The sequence below is a fragment of the Methylomonas koyamae genome, assembly GCF_006483455.1.
GTDB lineage: Bacteria > Pseudomonadota > Gammaproteobacteria > Methylococcales > Methylomonadaceae > Methylomonas > Methylomonas koyamae_B.
Map to the genome: position 1 here is coordinate 40929 of NZ_PPPU01000018.1, position 12836 is coordinate 53764.

Sequence of the window (12836 nt, forward strand, 5' to 3'; positions counted from 1 at the left end):
TAAGGCTCGCTGAGTGGGTATAGGTATTGTAAAAAAACACGACAGACCTTACCCGTCCGAATTTCAGCGCAGCTTGTCCAATAAAGCCTTGGCTTGCTCGTGCCCGTTGAACTCCGTATTGGCTTTCAGTGCTTCTTCCAGTTCTTGTCTGGCTTCTTCCCGACGTTGCATTTGATTTAACGCGACAGCGATGTGATAGCGGATCTCGGGGTCGTGCGATTGTAGCGAATGCGCGTTGCGCAGGTAGTGCAAGCCTTGTTCGGCTTGGCCTGCGTTGACTAGAATCCAACCCAAAGTATCGTTGGTCGCCGCTTGGTCGGGAGCCAGTTTATGGGCTTGTTCAGCTAAAGAAAGCGCTTTGTTGTTGCCGACATTCAAATAAACGTAGGCGAGGTTGTTTAAAAATTGCGGTTCGCTCGGGAACTGTTTGAGCAACAGATCGTAATATTTTTCGGCTTCTTTGAAATTCCCGTTTTTTAATAATTCGCTGGCCAAGGCTGCCATCGGTGGGTAGTCTTGGGGATGCTTTTTCACCCATTGTTCCAATAAATTGAAGGCTTTATCCGGCTGGTTGGTTTTCTGCATGCTTTCGAAAAGCTGCATCAACGACGTGGTATCAGGTTCCAGTTCGAACGCCGTTTGATAGTGGCTGTTGGCCAAGCTGAAATTACTGTCGTGGACTGCAATGTCACCTAATAATTGGTGTGGAAAGGCCCGTTTGGGGTAGCGTTTCAGTAGGCTCTCGGCCCGGCTTGCGGCAAATACCGGCTTGCCGTGGTTGAGTTCCATTTCGACCAGGGCAATCTGCGATGGAATATGATCTTCATCGACTAATACCGCTTTTTTTAAGGTCTTGATGGCTTCGAAATAGTCGCCGGCATCGATTTGGTAACGAGCCGCCTTGTAAAGCTGTTTGACGTTGAAGCGGGCTTGGTCGGCCATGCGGATAAAAACGCCCAAGGCCTTTTCTCGATTGTTGTTGGCCAAGTAACTGCGCGCCAGCGCATCAATCACCTGCAGATTATTCTTATCGATCACTTCGGCTGCTTGAGCCGCGGCACTGGCTTCAGAGGTTTTGCCCATCTTCAAAAACAAATCGACCGATGCCAGCAGCACCGGGAGCGATTTTGAATCGAGCTTTTTGGCGCGTTCCAGCCAATCATTGGCAGCATCGAGACGTCCGGCGCTTTGCTCGACTTTGGCCAGTTCCACCAAAATGTCCAGATTATTCGGGTCTTTTTGACTCAAGGCTTGCAGACGCTGTCTGGCTTGATCGAATTTACGTTCGCCAACGTCGAGTTTGCTCAAGTTAATTTGAGCGTCGAGAAAATTCGGCTCCGAATCGATGGCCTTTTCGAAGCTCTGTCTGGCTTGTTTGTATTGGCCGTTGGCGACTTGGGTGGTGCCTAGCAAGTTCAGCAGTGTTAAATTTGTCGACGCTCGTTTGTAGAGTGTCTGTGCGATTTGTAAGGCGCTTTCAGAGTCCCCTTGGCTCATTTTCAGTGCCACCAGCGGAATGCCGGCATCTAAGGAGTCGGGATTGTGCTTATACGCCGTCTCCAAATCCTGGATTGCCGCTTGCTCGTGGCCCATTGCCAGCCGGTTAAGACCGATTTCGGTTTGCAAGTCGTCGTTGCCGTCGCTCATCGCGGTGGCTTTGCCGAACATGATGTTAGCCATGTCGTGCTTGCCGGCCTGCATGAAGGCGTTCCCCAACAAGTATGCGAGTCGCTGGTCTTGCGGGTTGCGCATTTGGATCGGGCGGAGCAATTCAATAGCTTGTTCAGGCTCGTTTTTTTTCAGCAGAACGTTCGCTAGCAGTTTATACGGGCCGGATTGCTCGGGGAATTGTTTCACGTATAGTCGAAGGTATTCCGCAGCCAGGTCGAAGCGCTGCAGGCTGTAGTTCACCAAGCCGGAGAGCATCAAAGTCGAGCTATGCGCCGACAGGTATTCCGGTTTGATCGATGAAAGGGTGTCGGCCGCGATGACTAACTCCTTAGCGGCTGCGTCTTTTTGGTTGTTCCGATCCAATAGTACCGCGTTCAGGTAGGCGGCTTTGGGTTCGAACGGGTACTTTTCGCGGACATACTGCAAATCCTGCTTGGCTGGTTCGTCGCGTTTTAAATCCATTAGCAGGCCGGCGCGGGCCAGGCGCGTGTCGATATGGTCCGGATTGAGTTCGACCGCTTTGTCGTAAAACTTGAGCGCCTCCTCCAACTCCATATTGGCGTGTTTGATCGAACCCTTCGCGAACCAGGCTCCGTGGTCGTTTGCCTGGATTTGCATGGCTTTATCCGCCGCCGCTTCGGCACCTTTCCGGTCGCCGCGTTTCAATAGCGCATTGGCACGGCCGACCGTCGCCGCCACGTAGTTCGGATCGATTTGCGCCGCACTGTCGAATTCGTTCAAGGCTTCGCTGATCTGATTGAGCTGCAAATAAGCGTTTCCGCGGAATACATGTAATGCGGGACGCAACTCGGTGCTAAAGCGTACCGGATCGATTTCCCTAATTAAATCGTTGTAGCGGATTTGATAGGTGTAGAGTTTTGCCAGATTTTCGACGATTAACGCCGGGTCGACGCCGTGTTGTTTGGCGAGATTCAGTTGCACTTCCGCAGCCGATAAGGATTTCTGCTGCAAATAGATATCGCCGAGCAGTATATGGGCCGCGACGTAGCGGTCGTTTTGCTGCAAGGCGTTCTTCAAATGGATTACCGCTTCGTCGTTTTTGTGTTCCCTGTAGGCCTGTAAGGCCTGCTCGTAATACTGTCCGGCCAGAATGTCGTCGGCCAGGGCAACTTTTTCCGGGGTCAATCCTGCAACCAGCAGCAATGTGCCCAGGGTAAGACGGTAAGGTAATTGGGATTTGCGCATGAGAAGACCGTTTCCGTTCATTGAGTCCGCATAGAATAGCCGCAAAGCGGATTTGTCTCCAGTTGCGCCGGATTGTCGATTCGATTGCCTGCAGGCTTTGGGACTGGGGATGACCAAACCGGCGGGCGCTGGGCGCTTACTTGTGGTGGGGCCGTCAAAATCTTGGCTTGTGTCTGTAGTGCTTTGTTTTTAAATTAATTTTTATTGTGGTCTGGTTTTTGCTTTTTGGCCGTTAGAGTAATCTGGCGGAATTGCAATGGACACTTTAAGCTTTCAGCAACAACAAAAAGCCGAGCGTTTGACCGACGCTTTTCGGCTATTCAACGAACTTTCCGCGAATTTGACCCATTCTTACCAGGGGCTGGAAGAGCAGATAGCCCAGTTGAACCGGGAGTTGGCCGCCGCCCGCAACGAGCGGCTGCATACATTGATCGAGAAAGAGAAGTTGGCTAGCCGCTTGCAGCAAATTCTGGCGGCATTGCCGGCCGCGGTGGTCGTGTTGAACGCCCAGGGCATGGTGATCGACTGCAACAATCATGCAATCGATTTTCTCGGTGAACCGGTGATAGGCCAATTCTGGTCCGAGGTGGTCGGCAGAAGTTTGCAGCCGGTCTTCGAATCGCCACACGAGCGGCAATTGCGCGACGGCCGCAAAGTCAATATCACCCACAACGTGCTGGGGAACCACGCCGAGCAAGTCATCCTATTGTCCGACGTCAGTGAAATCCGCTCGTTGCAGGAGACCTTGGTTCAGCAGAAGCATCTCAGTGCGATGGGGGAAATGGTGGCCGGTCTGGCGCATCAGGTCCGTACCCCGTTGGCGACCGCGATCTTGTATGCCTCGCAAATGAGCCGGCCTGAAATCGCCGAGGACAAACGTCGGCAATTTTCGGCAAAGATCCTGGAACGTTTGCACTATCTGGAGCGGCAGGTCAACGACATGTTGATTTTCGCCAAACAGGGGCGGATGGCGATGCAGGGTTTCTCGTTAACCACCTTGTTGGCGCATTTGAGGGAAGCGGGCGATGGCTATGCCGGCCAATTTGAGATCGCTAACATGGCCGGCGACCTGGAGTTGTTGGGAAATCAGGATGCCTTGCGCGGCGCGCTGTTGAATTTGATCAACAACGCTGCGGAGGCGGGCGCTCAAAAAATCCGGCTGCGGGCGATGGCCGGTGTCGGCGGCATCGACATCAGTGTCAGCGATGACGGCCCCGGTATTCCTCCCGACCAGCGCGCCAAATTATTCGAGCCTTTTTTTACCACCAAATCCAACGGCACCGGCCTGGGCCTGGCGGTCGTGGATAGTGTTGCCAGGGCCCACGGCGGAAGCGTGTGTTGCCGTTCCGAGCCGGGAAACGGCACCTGTTTCACGTTGACCTTGCCGTGTCACAACCACTATGCGTTAAGCCTTTCAGCGGGCGCTAATAATATGGAGATCAACCATGAAGCAGTATGATGTTCTGGTCGTAGAAGACGACGTCGCGCTCTGCGAAGCCTTGTGCGACACTCTGGAAATAGAAGGTTACCGCGTGGTTTCCGCCAAAAACGGCACTGAAGCGCTCAGCCAATTGGCTAAACATGCCGTGCGTTTGGTGGTTAGCGACGTGCAGATGCCGGTCATGGACGGTATTCAGTTGCTGCAGAATATTCAGCAAAAATTCGCTGAAACCCCGGTCTTGTTGATGACGGCTTATGGCACCATCCCTAAAGCGGTCGAAGCCATGCAAGCCGGTGCGGCCGATTATTTGATCAAACCGTTCGAGGCCACGACCTTGGTCGACAAGGTTGCCGCCTTGGTTGCGCCGATGCCGCAAGTGCCGATTGAGCGTGTGGTCGCCGACGATGCGATGAAAAAGCTGTACGCGCTGGCCGGCAAGGTGGCGAAAACCAACGTGACCATGCTGTTGGAAGGCGAGAGTGGCGTCGGTAAAGAGGTTTTGGCGCGCTACATCCATAAGAATTCCCACTACCATGCCGGGCCTTTCGACGCGATCAACTGTGCGGCGATTCCGGAAAACATGCTGGAAGCAATGCTGTTCGGCTACGAGAAGGGGGCTTTCACCGGCGCTGTCCAATCCGCTCCAGGCAAGTTCGAACAGGCGCAGGGCGGTACGCTGTTACTGGACGAAATATCCGAAATGGATATCGCTCTGCAGGCCAAGTTATTGCGGGTGTTGCAGGAGAAAGAAGTGGAACGTCTGGGCGGCCAACGCAAGATTGCGCTGAACGTCAGAATTTTGGCGACGACCAACCGCAAATTGAAGGAATACGTGCGGGAGGGCCGGTTTCGCGAGGATTTGTATTTCCGTCTCAGCGTGTTTCCGTTGAAGATTCCCGCGCTGCGCGAACGCAGGCAAGATATCGTGCCGTTGGCGCAGCAATTGCTCCAAAAACATACCGCACCGGGGCGGCCGCTGTGTCGTTTCGACGAGGCCGCGCTGGACAAGTTATGCCGATACGCTTGGCCCGGCAACGTGCGCGAATTGGAAAACGTCGTGCAGCGCGCCTTGATTTTGCAAAATAACGGTGTCATCGGTGCCGATGAGCTAATTTTGGATGACGAGGCCGCAGTTTTGCCGGCCCAGCCTGCCGCCGGGCAAACTATTGCCATAGAATCCTGGCCCTACGATGCGGCTATCGATATCAACGAAGCCGGCAGTCTGAACGATGGCGTCCGCTCCGCCGAAGAAAAGATTATTTTGCAAATGTTGCGGGATGTCAGCGGCAGCCGGAAGGCCACGGCGGCCAAGCTCGGTATCAGTCCGCGCACCTTACGCTACAAAATTGCGCGAATGAAAGAAGCCGGGGTGGCTGTGCCTGGTTAGCCATGTTGGCCTGAAAAATGCTTGCCAACCGGTAGGCAACTTATAAAGAGTCAATATCATGTCAGACATCAACGTCAACCAAGTCCTGGCCCAAATGCGGGCCATGTCTATCGAGGCCGGCGGCAAAGCGCAACCGGCCGATACCAGCGGCGATTTCGCCGCGATGTTGAAACAATCCATCGATTCGGTAAGCCAGACCCAGCAGACCGCCAATAATTTGGCGAAGTCGTTCGAAATGGGCCAGAGCGATGTCAGCTTGGCCGAGGTGATGATTGCATCCCAAAAAGCCAGCGTCTCATTTCAAGCCATGTTGCAAGTCCGCAATAAGCTGGTCGACGCTTATAAAGACGTCATGGGCATGTCGATTTAGGTTAACGGAAGTCGGCCATGAGCGAGTTGGACAGAAATCTACCGATGGATTCGCGGTCTCAAGAGACCGCCGAGACCAGTAAAATGCAACAGGCGCTGACCGGCCTGAGCAAGTTGCCGGTATCGCGCCAAGTCGGTTTGATGCTGGGATTGGCTCTGAGCGTGGCCATCGGCGTTGCGGTGGTGCTGTGGTCGCAAGCGCCGGCTTACGATTTGCTGTTCGCCAGCGTTGCGGAGAAGGACTCGGCGGAAATACTCGATACGCTGACGAAGATGGGCGTCGACTACAAAGTCGAGACCGGTTCCGGAGCCATCATGGTGCCGGCCGACAAAGTCAGGGAAATGAAATTGAAACTCGCGGCGCAAGGCCTGCCGCGCAGCGCCAGCCTGGGTTACGAACTGCTGGACAAGGACAACGGTTTCGGCGCCAGCAAAAGCGTCGAACAAATGCGCTTTCAACGCGCCTTGGAAGGCGAGATTGCCCTGACCATTCAAACCATTCAAAACGTCAAGGCCGCTAAAGTGTTATTGGCAATCCCGGTGCAATCGGTGTTTGTCCGCGAGCGGAAAAAACCCAGCGCATCGGTGGTCGTGGAACTTTACCAAGGCCGGACGCTGGAAAAAGAACAGATCGAATCAATCATCCACTTGGTCGCGTCCAGCGTGCCGCTGATGGAAGCCAGTCAAGTCACGGTGGTGGATCAGAAGGGTCGCCTGCTGAACAGCAAAGAGGCCGGGGAAGATATCACGCTGTCCGGCAAGCAATTCGAGTACAAGAAAAATATCGAAGAACACTTGCGCGAACGCATCGAAAACATCCTGACGCCTTTGGTGGGCGGAGACGGCATGCGCGCGCAAATCTCGGCCGACGTGGATTTTACCGTCACCGAAAAAACCCAGGAAATGTTCAACCCCGATCTGCCGGCGTTGCGCAGCGAACAAACTCAGGAAGAAACCAATTCTTCGTCTAAAGTTCAAGGTGTGCCCGGCGCGCTTTCCAACCAGCCGCCGCCGACCGGCGTGGCTCCGGAGGTGGCGAGCGGCCAGGAAAAAACCGCAGCCGGCGAATCCGGTGCGGCCAGCAAGTCGGCTACACGGAATTACGAGCTGGATAAAACCATTACCCATACCCGTTTGGCGACCGGCGCGCTACGCCGGCTGTCGGTCGCGGTGGTGGTCGACGACAAAAAATTGGTACAAACCGACGGCAAGGTCACGCAACAACCCTATTCGCAGGAAGATTTGAATCAGCTCCGCGATTTGGTCAAGCAGGCGGTGGGCTACGACAACAGCCGCGGCGACCAAGTCACCGTGACGAACGTGGCCTTTAAATTGCCGGACGCATTGGAAGAACTGCCTTCGGAGCCGATTTGGGATCAGCCTTGGTTCGCCAGCGCGATGAAACAATTGGGAGCGGTGTTGGTGGTGTTACTGTTGATCATGGGCGTGTTGCGGCCGGTATTCAAAGGTTTGATCACCAAGGAAGAACAGTTGCTGGCCTTGGAAGAGGCGCGGGCGATTGCCGAAGCGACCGGTGGCGTGGTGCGCTTTGATGAAGAAGGGCGGCCGGTAGCGGTTCCGGTGGAAGTCGATCGGGAAACCGGCGAAATTCACGCCTTGCCGAGTGCGATGGAAGATTTGCTGCTGCTGGAAGCGCCGCAAAGCTACGAAAAACGTCTGGAGTATGTACAAAAAATGATCGACGAAGACCCGAAACTGGTCGCGCAGGTCATCAAAACCTGGTTGAAAGACGATGGCTGAGGACGACAGATATAGCAAGGCGCAACGCGCTTCGTTGCTGCTACTGGCAGTCGGCCAGGACCGGGCAGCAGCGGTATTGCGCCACATGGGGCCGAAGGAAGTGCAGCTGGTCGGCTCGACCATGGCGCAACTGGGCTCGATTACCTCCGGCGTGATCGATCAAGTGCTGGAAGAATTCATTATCGAAATCAAGAACGAAACCGGTTTGGGCTTGGACTCAGACGAGTACATTCGCAATATGCTGACCAATGCTTTGGGCGCGGACAAGGCCGGCAGTATCATCGATCGTATCCTGCTCGGCGCCAACAGCAAGGGTATCGAGCAGTTGAAGTGGATGGACACCCGGGCGATCGCCGATTTGATCCGGCTGGAGCATCCGCAGATCATTTCCATCATTCTGTCCTTATTGGATCCCGACCAGGCCGCCGACGTCTTGACGCTGCTGCCGGAGAACATGCGGTCCGACCTGCTGATGCGGATCGCCACGCTGGAAGGCGTGCAGCCGGCCGCCTTGCGCGAGTTGGACGATATCATGGAAAAACAATTGACCGGCAGCGACGGCGTCAAGTCGTCGCAAATCGGCGGTATCGACGCTGCGGCCAATATCCTCAACTTCATCGAAAGCGCCATCAGCGATCCGATGATGCAGAACATCAACGAAGTCAATGCCGACCTGGGGCAACGCATCCAAGACAAGATGTTCGTGTTCGGCGATCTGATCAACGTCGACGACCGCGGTATACAAACCTTGTTGCGCGAAGTCTCCACCGATCAACTGTTGTTGGCCTTGCGCGGTGTCGACGCCGCACTGCGCGACAAAGTATTCGCCAATATGTCGCGGCGCGCGGCGGAAATGTTGCGCGACGATTTGGAAGCTGCGCCGCCGGCTCGGCTCAGCGAAGTCGAAGCCGCCCAAAAAGATATTTTGGCTATCGCCAAACGTCTGTCGGATGCCGGCGAATTGAGTCTGGGCGGCGGTGGCGGCGGTGATGAATTCGTCTAAGACGCCGCGGTTTTCCGAAGACGAACTGCAGGCCTTGAATCCCTGGACCGGGCTGCAGGATTTTAAGGCGCCGCCTCATTCGGAACCGGTGGAACTGGAGCAGGCGACCGAAATCCTGACGGTGGAACAGATCGAGGAGATTCAGAAGCAGGCCTACGATGAAGCCTTCGAGCAAGGCCGGCAGCAAGGTTTTGCCGAGGGCAGGGCCGAAGGCCTGGAGATCGGCCGTAAGCAAGGTTATGAAGAAAGTTTGCACTTGCTGCAAAAACAGGCAGCCGAATTGGCCGGATTGCTGGATGCCTTGAGCGAACCGTTCAAACAGCTCGACGAGGCGATAGAGCAAGAGTTGGTCAGACTGGCGATTGCGATCGCCAGCCAGCTGATCCGCCGTGAGTTGAAGTCAGAGCCGGGCGAAATCGTTGCCGTGGTCAGGGAGGCAATTAAGGTCTTGCCGTTGGCTTCGCAGAAGGTCACCGTCAATTTGCACCCGGAGGACGCGGCTTTGGTCCGTAGCGCCTTGAAACTCGACGAAAGCATGCCGCCCTGGCGGTTGCAGGAAGATCCCTTGCTGAGTCGGGGTGGCTGTGTCGTCGAAACCGAAGTCTCCAGGGTCGATGCCAGCGTCGAGAGCCGGATGGCGGCCGTTATTGCGAATGTGCTGGGCGGGGACCGGCGCGAGGACGCCGAGAAATGATAGTCAGCGCCGACCGTGCCGAACTGTGGTTGGCCCGGCTGCGGCCTTACCGGCAACGTCTGCATGAGCCGCTGGAAATGGTGGTCGAGGGTAAATTGTCGCGCATGGTGGGTTTGACGCTGGAGGCCGAGGGTTGCCGTGCGGCGATAGGCTCGTTGTGTCAAGTCGTCACCAAGTCCGGCAAAATCATCGCTGCCGAGGTGGTCGGTTTCAGCGGCGCGCATATTTACCTGATGCCGACCGGCGATACGCATGGCCTTGAGCCCGGTTGCCGGGTGATCCCAATGGGTAAAAATAGTCTGGCGCGGGTTGGTTTCGGTTTGCTGGGCCGGGTCTTGGACGGGGCCGGCAATCCGCTGGACAGCAAAGGCGCGTTGGATACCGACGCCAAGGTATCTTTGGCCGGTACGCCGATTAATCCCTTAACCCGAAAACCGATTCGCGAAGCATTGGATGTCGGCGTCAGAGCCATCAATGCCGTTCTCAGCGTCGGTCGCGGCCAGCGCATGGGCTTGTTCGCCGGTACCGGGGTCGGTAAGAGCGTGTTGTTGGGGATGATGACCAAGTTTACCAACGCCGATGTCGTTGTGGTCGGCCTGATCGGTGAACGCGGTCGCGAGGTCAACGAATTCGTCCTGAAAATTCTGGGCGAGGAAGGGCTGCGCAGGGCTGTGGTGGTGGCGTCGCCGGCCGACGATTCGCCATTGATGCGGATGCACGGCGCGATGCTGGCCACCAGTATTGCGGAGTATTTTCGCGACCAGGGTCTGGACGTCTTGCTGTTGATGGATTCTCTGACCCGGTACGCTCAAGCGTATCGGGAAATCGCATTGGCAATCAACGAGCCGCCGGCCACCAAGGGTTATCCGCCGTCGGTATTTGCCAAATTACCGCAATTGGTGGAACGGGCCGGTAACGGTGACGTGGGCGGCGGCTCTATTACCGCCTTTTACACGGTACTGGCCGAGGGCGACGATACCAACGACCCGATCTCCGACGCCGCGCGCGGCGTTCTCGACGGCCACGTGGTGTTGTCGCGTAGTTTGGCGGAGTCCGGCCATTATCCGGCCATCGATATCGAAGCCTCGATCAGCCGGGTAATGCCGGACATCGTCGAGGCAGAACATATGCAGATGGCGCGGGATTTGCGACGCCTGTATTCCATCTATCAGCAGAACAAGGATTTGATCAGCGTCGGCGCTTACCGTTCCGGTTCCGACCCGCGGATCGATCAGGCGGTGGCGAAGAACGCGGCGATCATGGATTTTCTGCAACAAAGCATGGACGAATCGGTCGACCTAAGCCGCAGCATCAGCGAGCTGGCGCAATTGTTGGCAAGCTGATGAAAAAGTCGCAGCGCTTGAATGTGGTGATCGAATTGCACGCCCGTCAGGAGCAGGATGCGTTGGCGGCATTGGGGGATGTTCAACAACGTTTGCGCGAGCAGCAAGCCCAGCTGGACAGCCTGCTAAATTATCGGGTGGAGTATTTGCACAATTTCGCCGCCCGTCAACAAAGTGGAATACCCGTCAGCCAACTCATGGAATTCAGAGCCTTTTCGGAAAAATTGGACAGTGCAATCGATAGCCAAAGGCAAGCGGTTGCGCAGCAAGAACGTGAAGTCCAGCGCGCGCGCAAACACTGGGAGGATTCCCGGCAGCGAACCAAAAGTTTGCGAAAAGTTAGCGAGCTGGCCTTGGCGGAAGAGATAAAAAACGAACAAAAACGCGAACAGGCCGAGCAAGACGATCGGGCTGCGCGCACGGTAAACGGTAATGGCACGGGAACTGCATAACCGTAACAAACTGACAGGAGAATGGTTATGAATATACAAAGCTCGAATCCGCTGTCTTTGTTGTCCGGTTCCGACCCGACGGCCGGTCTTGGTGCTGGAATGCTGGGCGACGGCGTCAACGCAGGGCTGTTTTCCGCGACATTCCTGGAACAATTGGCCCAGTTGCAGACTAGTCTGGCGAATAGTGCGGGCGGCAGCGGCGGAGAATTGGCGAATTTGCAGCAACTCAGCGGTATAAATGCCGAGAATTTGACCGGCCGCGACCTGCAAAAAGTTGCCGCTATGTTCGGCAATAGCGTGCCGACGGCGGCCAAACTTGACCAGGATATCGATCTGGACGATACGATGGCGGCGTTAGCCGACGTGCTACAGTATTTACAGAGCCTGGACAGCGTGCCGGCAACCCCGCCTCCCACTCCGGCAATAGCTGGCGCCGTTCAAGACGATCAGAATGCGGAAGAAGCCGATGCCGTTCTGGCGGCAGCGCAGGCCGCGGCGGCGCTGGCTCAGATACAGGCCAATTCTGCGAGCGCCAGCGACACCTCGGCCACGCAAGTTTCCGGAGCGAGCGATCTGTTAAGCAGTGCCGATCCGGTAGGTCAGGCACTGGCGATAGTCGGCAACAACTCGGCCGAAACCGGTGTGAAGACCAAACTGGATGCGGCGTCAGTCTCGGCAAAAAGCGAGTCGCCGGGTCAGCCGGCCGATGCCGGCTTGGCGAAGGCGCTGTCCGGCCAGGACCAAGCCGATCTGCGGCAAGATAGCCCGGAAGATTCCGCTAACGCTTTCGGCAACGAGGCGGACGCGATTGCCGCAAAAAACCAAACGGGTTCGGTTGACAATGGCAAACATTTTGCGGCGATGGCGGCCGATATTGCCCAATTGTCGAAGTCGGTCAACTCTGCCGGTCATAGTCCGGCAACGGCTGAAATATCCAAGCATTTGGCTCAGCCGGGCTGGAACGTGGAGCTTGGCGAAAAATTGCTTTGGATGCACAAACAGGATATTCCGTCCGCCGAAATTCGGTTGAACCCCGAACACATGGGGCCTATTTCGATTAAGATCGACGTCAATCAAGACCAAACCAGTGTCTCTTTCACAACGCAGCATGCGGGAGTCAAAGAAGCAATAGAAGCCGCGTTACCGAAGCTGCGGGAAATGTTGGGCGAGCAAAAGCTGGATTTGGCGGACGTTAATGTGTCCCAGCAACATTCCGAACAAAAACAAGGCCGAGAATCCTATCAAATGGCTGGAGACCAGCGCCGGAGCGGCAATCAAGACCCTGATTTCAGCGACGGCGGTGCAAACAACACCTCCGCAACCAATATCCTTGATGAAATCGAAGCCGGGCGTGCTATCGCCAGCAACGGCTTGCTCAGTCTGTTCGCCTAGTCCCCGAGCCGGCGTTGTAACAAAAATTGCTTTGCAAAAACAACGCCGGTTTCTATAATGCCCAGCTTTTTGGAGTCTTCCGGCTCCGAATCCTTGCTTCACTGCCTGCCGGCGGGA

General features: G+C 55.8%; 10 protein-coding genes. 9 read left to right on the forward strand and 1 reads right to left on the reverse strand.

Annotation, left to right across the window (positions count from 1 at the left end; genetic code table 11):
* Positions 1-63: 63 nt before the first annotated feature.
* On the reverse strand, positions 64-2877 hold the full coding sequence (gene prsT, locus C2U68_RS11135; protein WP_140912563.1) for an XrtA/PEP-CTERM system TPR-repeat protein PrsT: 2814 nt from the start codon (positions 2875-2877) through the stop codon (positions 64-66).
* 256 nt (positions 2878-3133) lie between these two features.
* Between prsT and C2U68_RS11140 the strand changes: the two genes are divergently transcribed.
* The 9 genes from C2U68_RS11140 to C2U68_RS11180 are packed head-to-tail and all read left to right on the forward strand — an operon-like array spanning position 3134 to position 12719.
* Positions 3134-4336: a sensor histidine kinase gene (locus tag C2U68_RS11140; RefSeq protein WP_140912564.1), complete on the forward strand. Its 1203-nt coding sequence runs from the start codon at positions 3134-3136 to the stop codon at positions 4334-4336.
* Positions 4323-5705: a sigma-54-dependent transcriptional regulator gene (locus tag C2U68_RS11145; protein ID WP_140912565.1), complete on the forward strand. Its 1383-nt coding sequence runs from the start codon at positions 4323-4325 to the stop codon at positions 5703-5705. Before C2U68_RS11140 ends, C2U68_RS11145 begins: the two co-directional genes overlap by 14 nt.
* Before the next feature lie 58 nt (positions 5706-5763).
* The gene (fliE, locus tag C2U68_RS11150; protein ID WP_140912566.1) at positions 5764-6075 is read left to right on the forward strand and encodes a flagellar hook-basal body complex protein FliE; all 312 of its coding nucleotides are present in this window, start codon (positions 5764-5766) and stop codon (positions 6073-6075) included.
* 17 nt (positions 6076-6092) lie between these two features.
* Positions 6093-7835, forward strand: coding sequence for a flagellar basal-body MS-ring/collar protein FliF (gene fliF / locus C2U68_RS11155; protein ID WP_140912567.1), 1743 nt, complete (start codon positions 6093-6095; stop codon positions 7833-7835).
* The gene (fliG, locus tag C2U68_RS11160; RefSeq protein ID WP_140912568.1) at positions 7828-8838 is read left to right on the forward strand and encodes a flagellar motor switch protein FliG; all 1011 of its coding nucleotides are present in this window, start codon (positions 7828-7830) and stop codon (positions 8836-8838) included. The genes fliF and fliG overlap by 8 nt, the downstream gene beginning before the upstream one ends.
* Positions 8825-9532 carry a flagellar assembly protein FliH gene (locus C2U68_RS11165; protein ID WP_140912569.1) on the forward strand — a complete coding sequence of 236 codons (708 nt, stop codon included), beginning with the start codon at positions 8825-8827 and terminating at the stop codon, positions 9530-9532. Before fliG ends, C2U68_RS11165 begins: the two co-directional genes overlap by 14 nt.
* Positions 9529-10875: a flagellar protein export ATPase FliI gene (gene fliI, locus C2U68_RS11170; protein ID WP_140912570.1), complete on the forward strand. Its 1347-nt coding sequence runs from the start codon at positions 9529-9531 to the stop codon at positions 10873-10875. The genes C2U68_RS11165 and fliI overlap by 4 nt, the downstream gene beginning before the upstream one ends.
* A complete protein-coding gene (gene fliJ / locus C2U68_RS11175) occupies positions 10875-11327 on the forward strand; it encodes a flagellar export protein FliJ (protein ID WP_140912571.1) in 453 nt (150 codons plus the stop codon). The genes fliI and fliJ overlap by 1 nt, the downstream gene beginning before the upstream one ends.
* A gap of 27 nt (positions 11328-11354) precedes the next feature.
* Entirely contained in the window at positions 11355-12719 is a 1365-nt protein-coding gene (locus tag C2U68_RS11180) for a flagellar hook-length control protein FliK (protein WP_186289584.1), read from the forward strand.
* The last annotated feature ends 117 nt before the right edge of the window (positions 12720-12836 follow it).

Bases quoted from the DNA above. Each gene is read 5' to 3' on its own strand.
- prsT (WP_140912563.1), bottom strand. From the start codon at position 2,877: ATGCGCAAATCCCAATTACCTTACCGTCTTACCCTGGGCACATTGCTG.
- C2U68_RS11140 (WP_140912564.1), top strand. From the start codon at position 3,134: ATGGACACTTTAAGCTTTCAGCAACAACAAAAAGCCGAGCGTTTGACC.
- C2U68_RS11145 (WP_140912565.1), top strand. From the start codon at position 4,323: ATGAAGCAGTATGATGTTCTGGTCGTAGAAGACGACGTCGCGCTCTGC.
- fliE (WP_140912566.1), top strand. From the start codon at position 5,764: ATGTCAGACATCAACGTCAACCAAGTCCTGGCCCAAATGCGGGCCATG.
- fliF (WP_140912567.1), top strand. From the start codon at position 6,093: ATGAGCGAGTTGGACAGAAATCTACCGATGGATTCGCGGTCTCAAGAG.
- fliG (WP_140912568.1), top strand. From the start codon at position 7,828: ATGGCTGAGGACGACAGATATAGCAAGGCGCAACGCGCTTCGTTGCTG.
- C2U68_RS11165 (WP_140912569.1), top strand. From the start codon at position 8,825: ATGAATTCGTCTAAGACGCCGCGGTTTTCCGAAGACGAACTGCAGGCC.
- fliI (WP_140912570.1), top strand. From the start codon at position 9,529: ATGATAGTCAGCGCCGACCGTGCCGAACTGTGGTTGGCCCGGCTGCGG.
- fliJ (WP_140912571.1), top strand. From the start codon at position 10,875: ATGAAAAAGTCGCAGCGCTTGAATGTGGTGATCGAATTGCACGCCCGT.
- C2U68_RS11180 (WP_186289584.1), top strand. From the start codon at position 11,355: ATGAATATACAAAGCTCGAATCCGCTGTCTTTGTTGTCCGGTTCCGAC.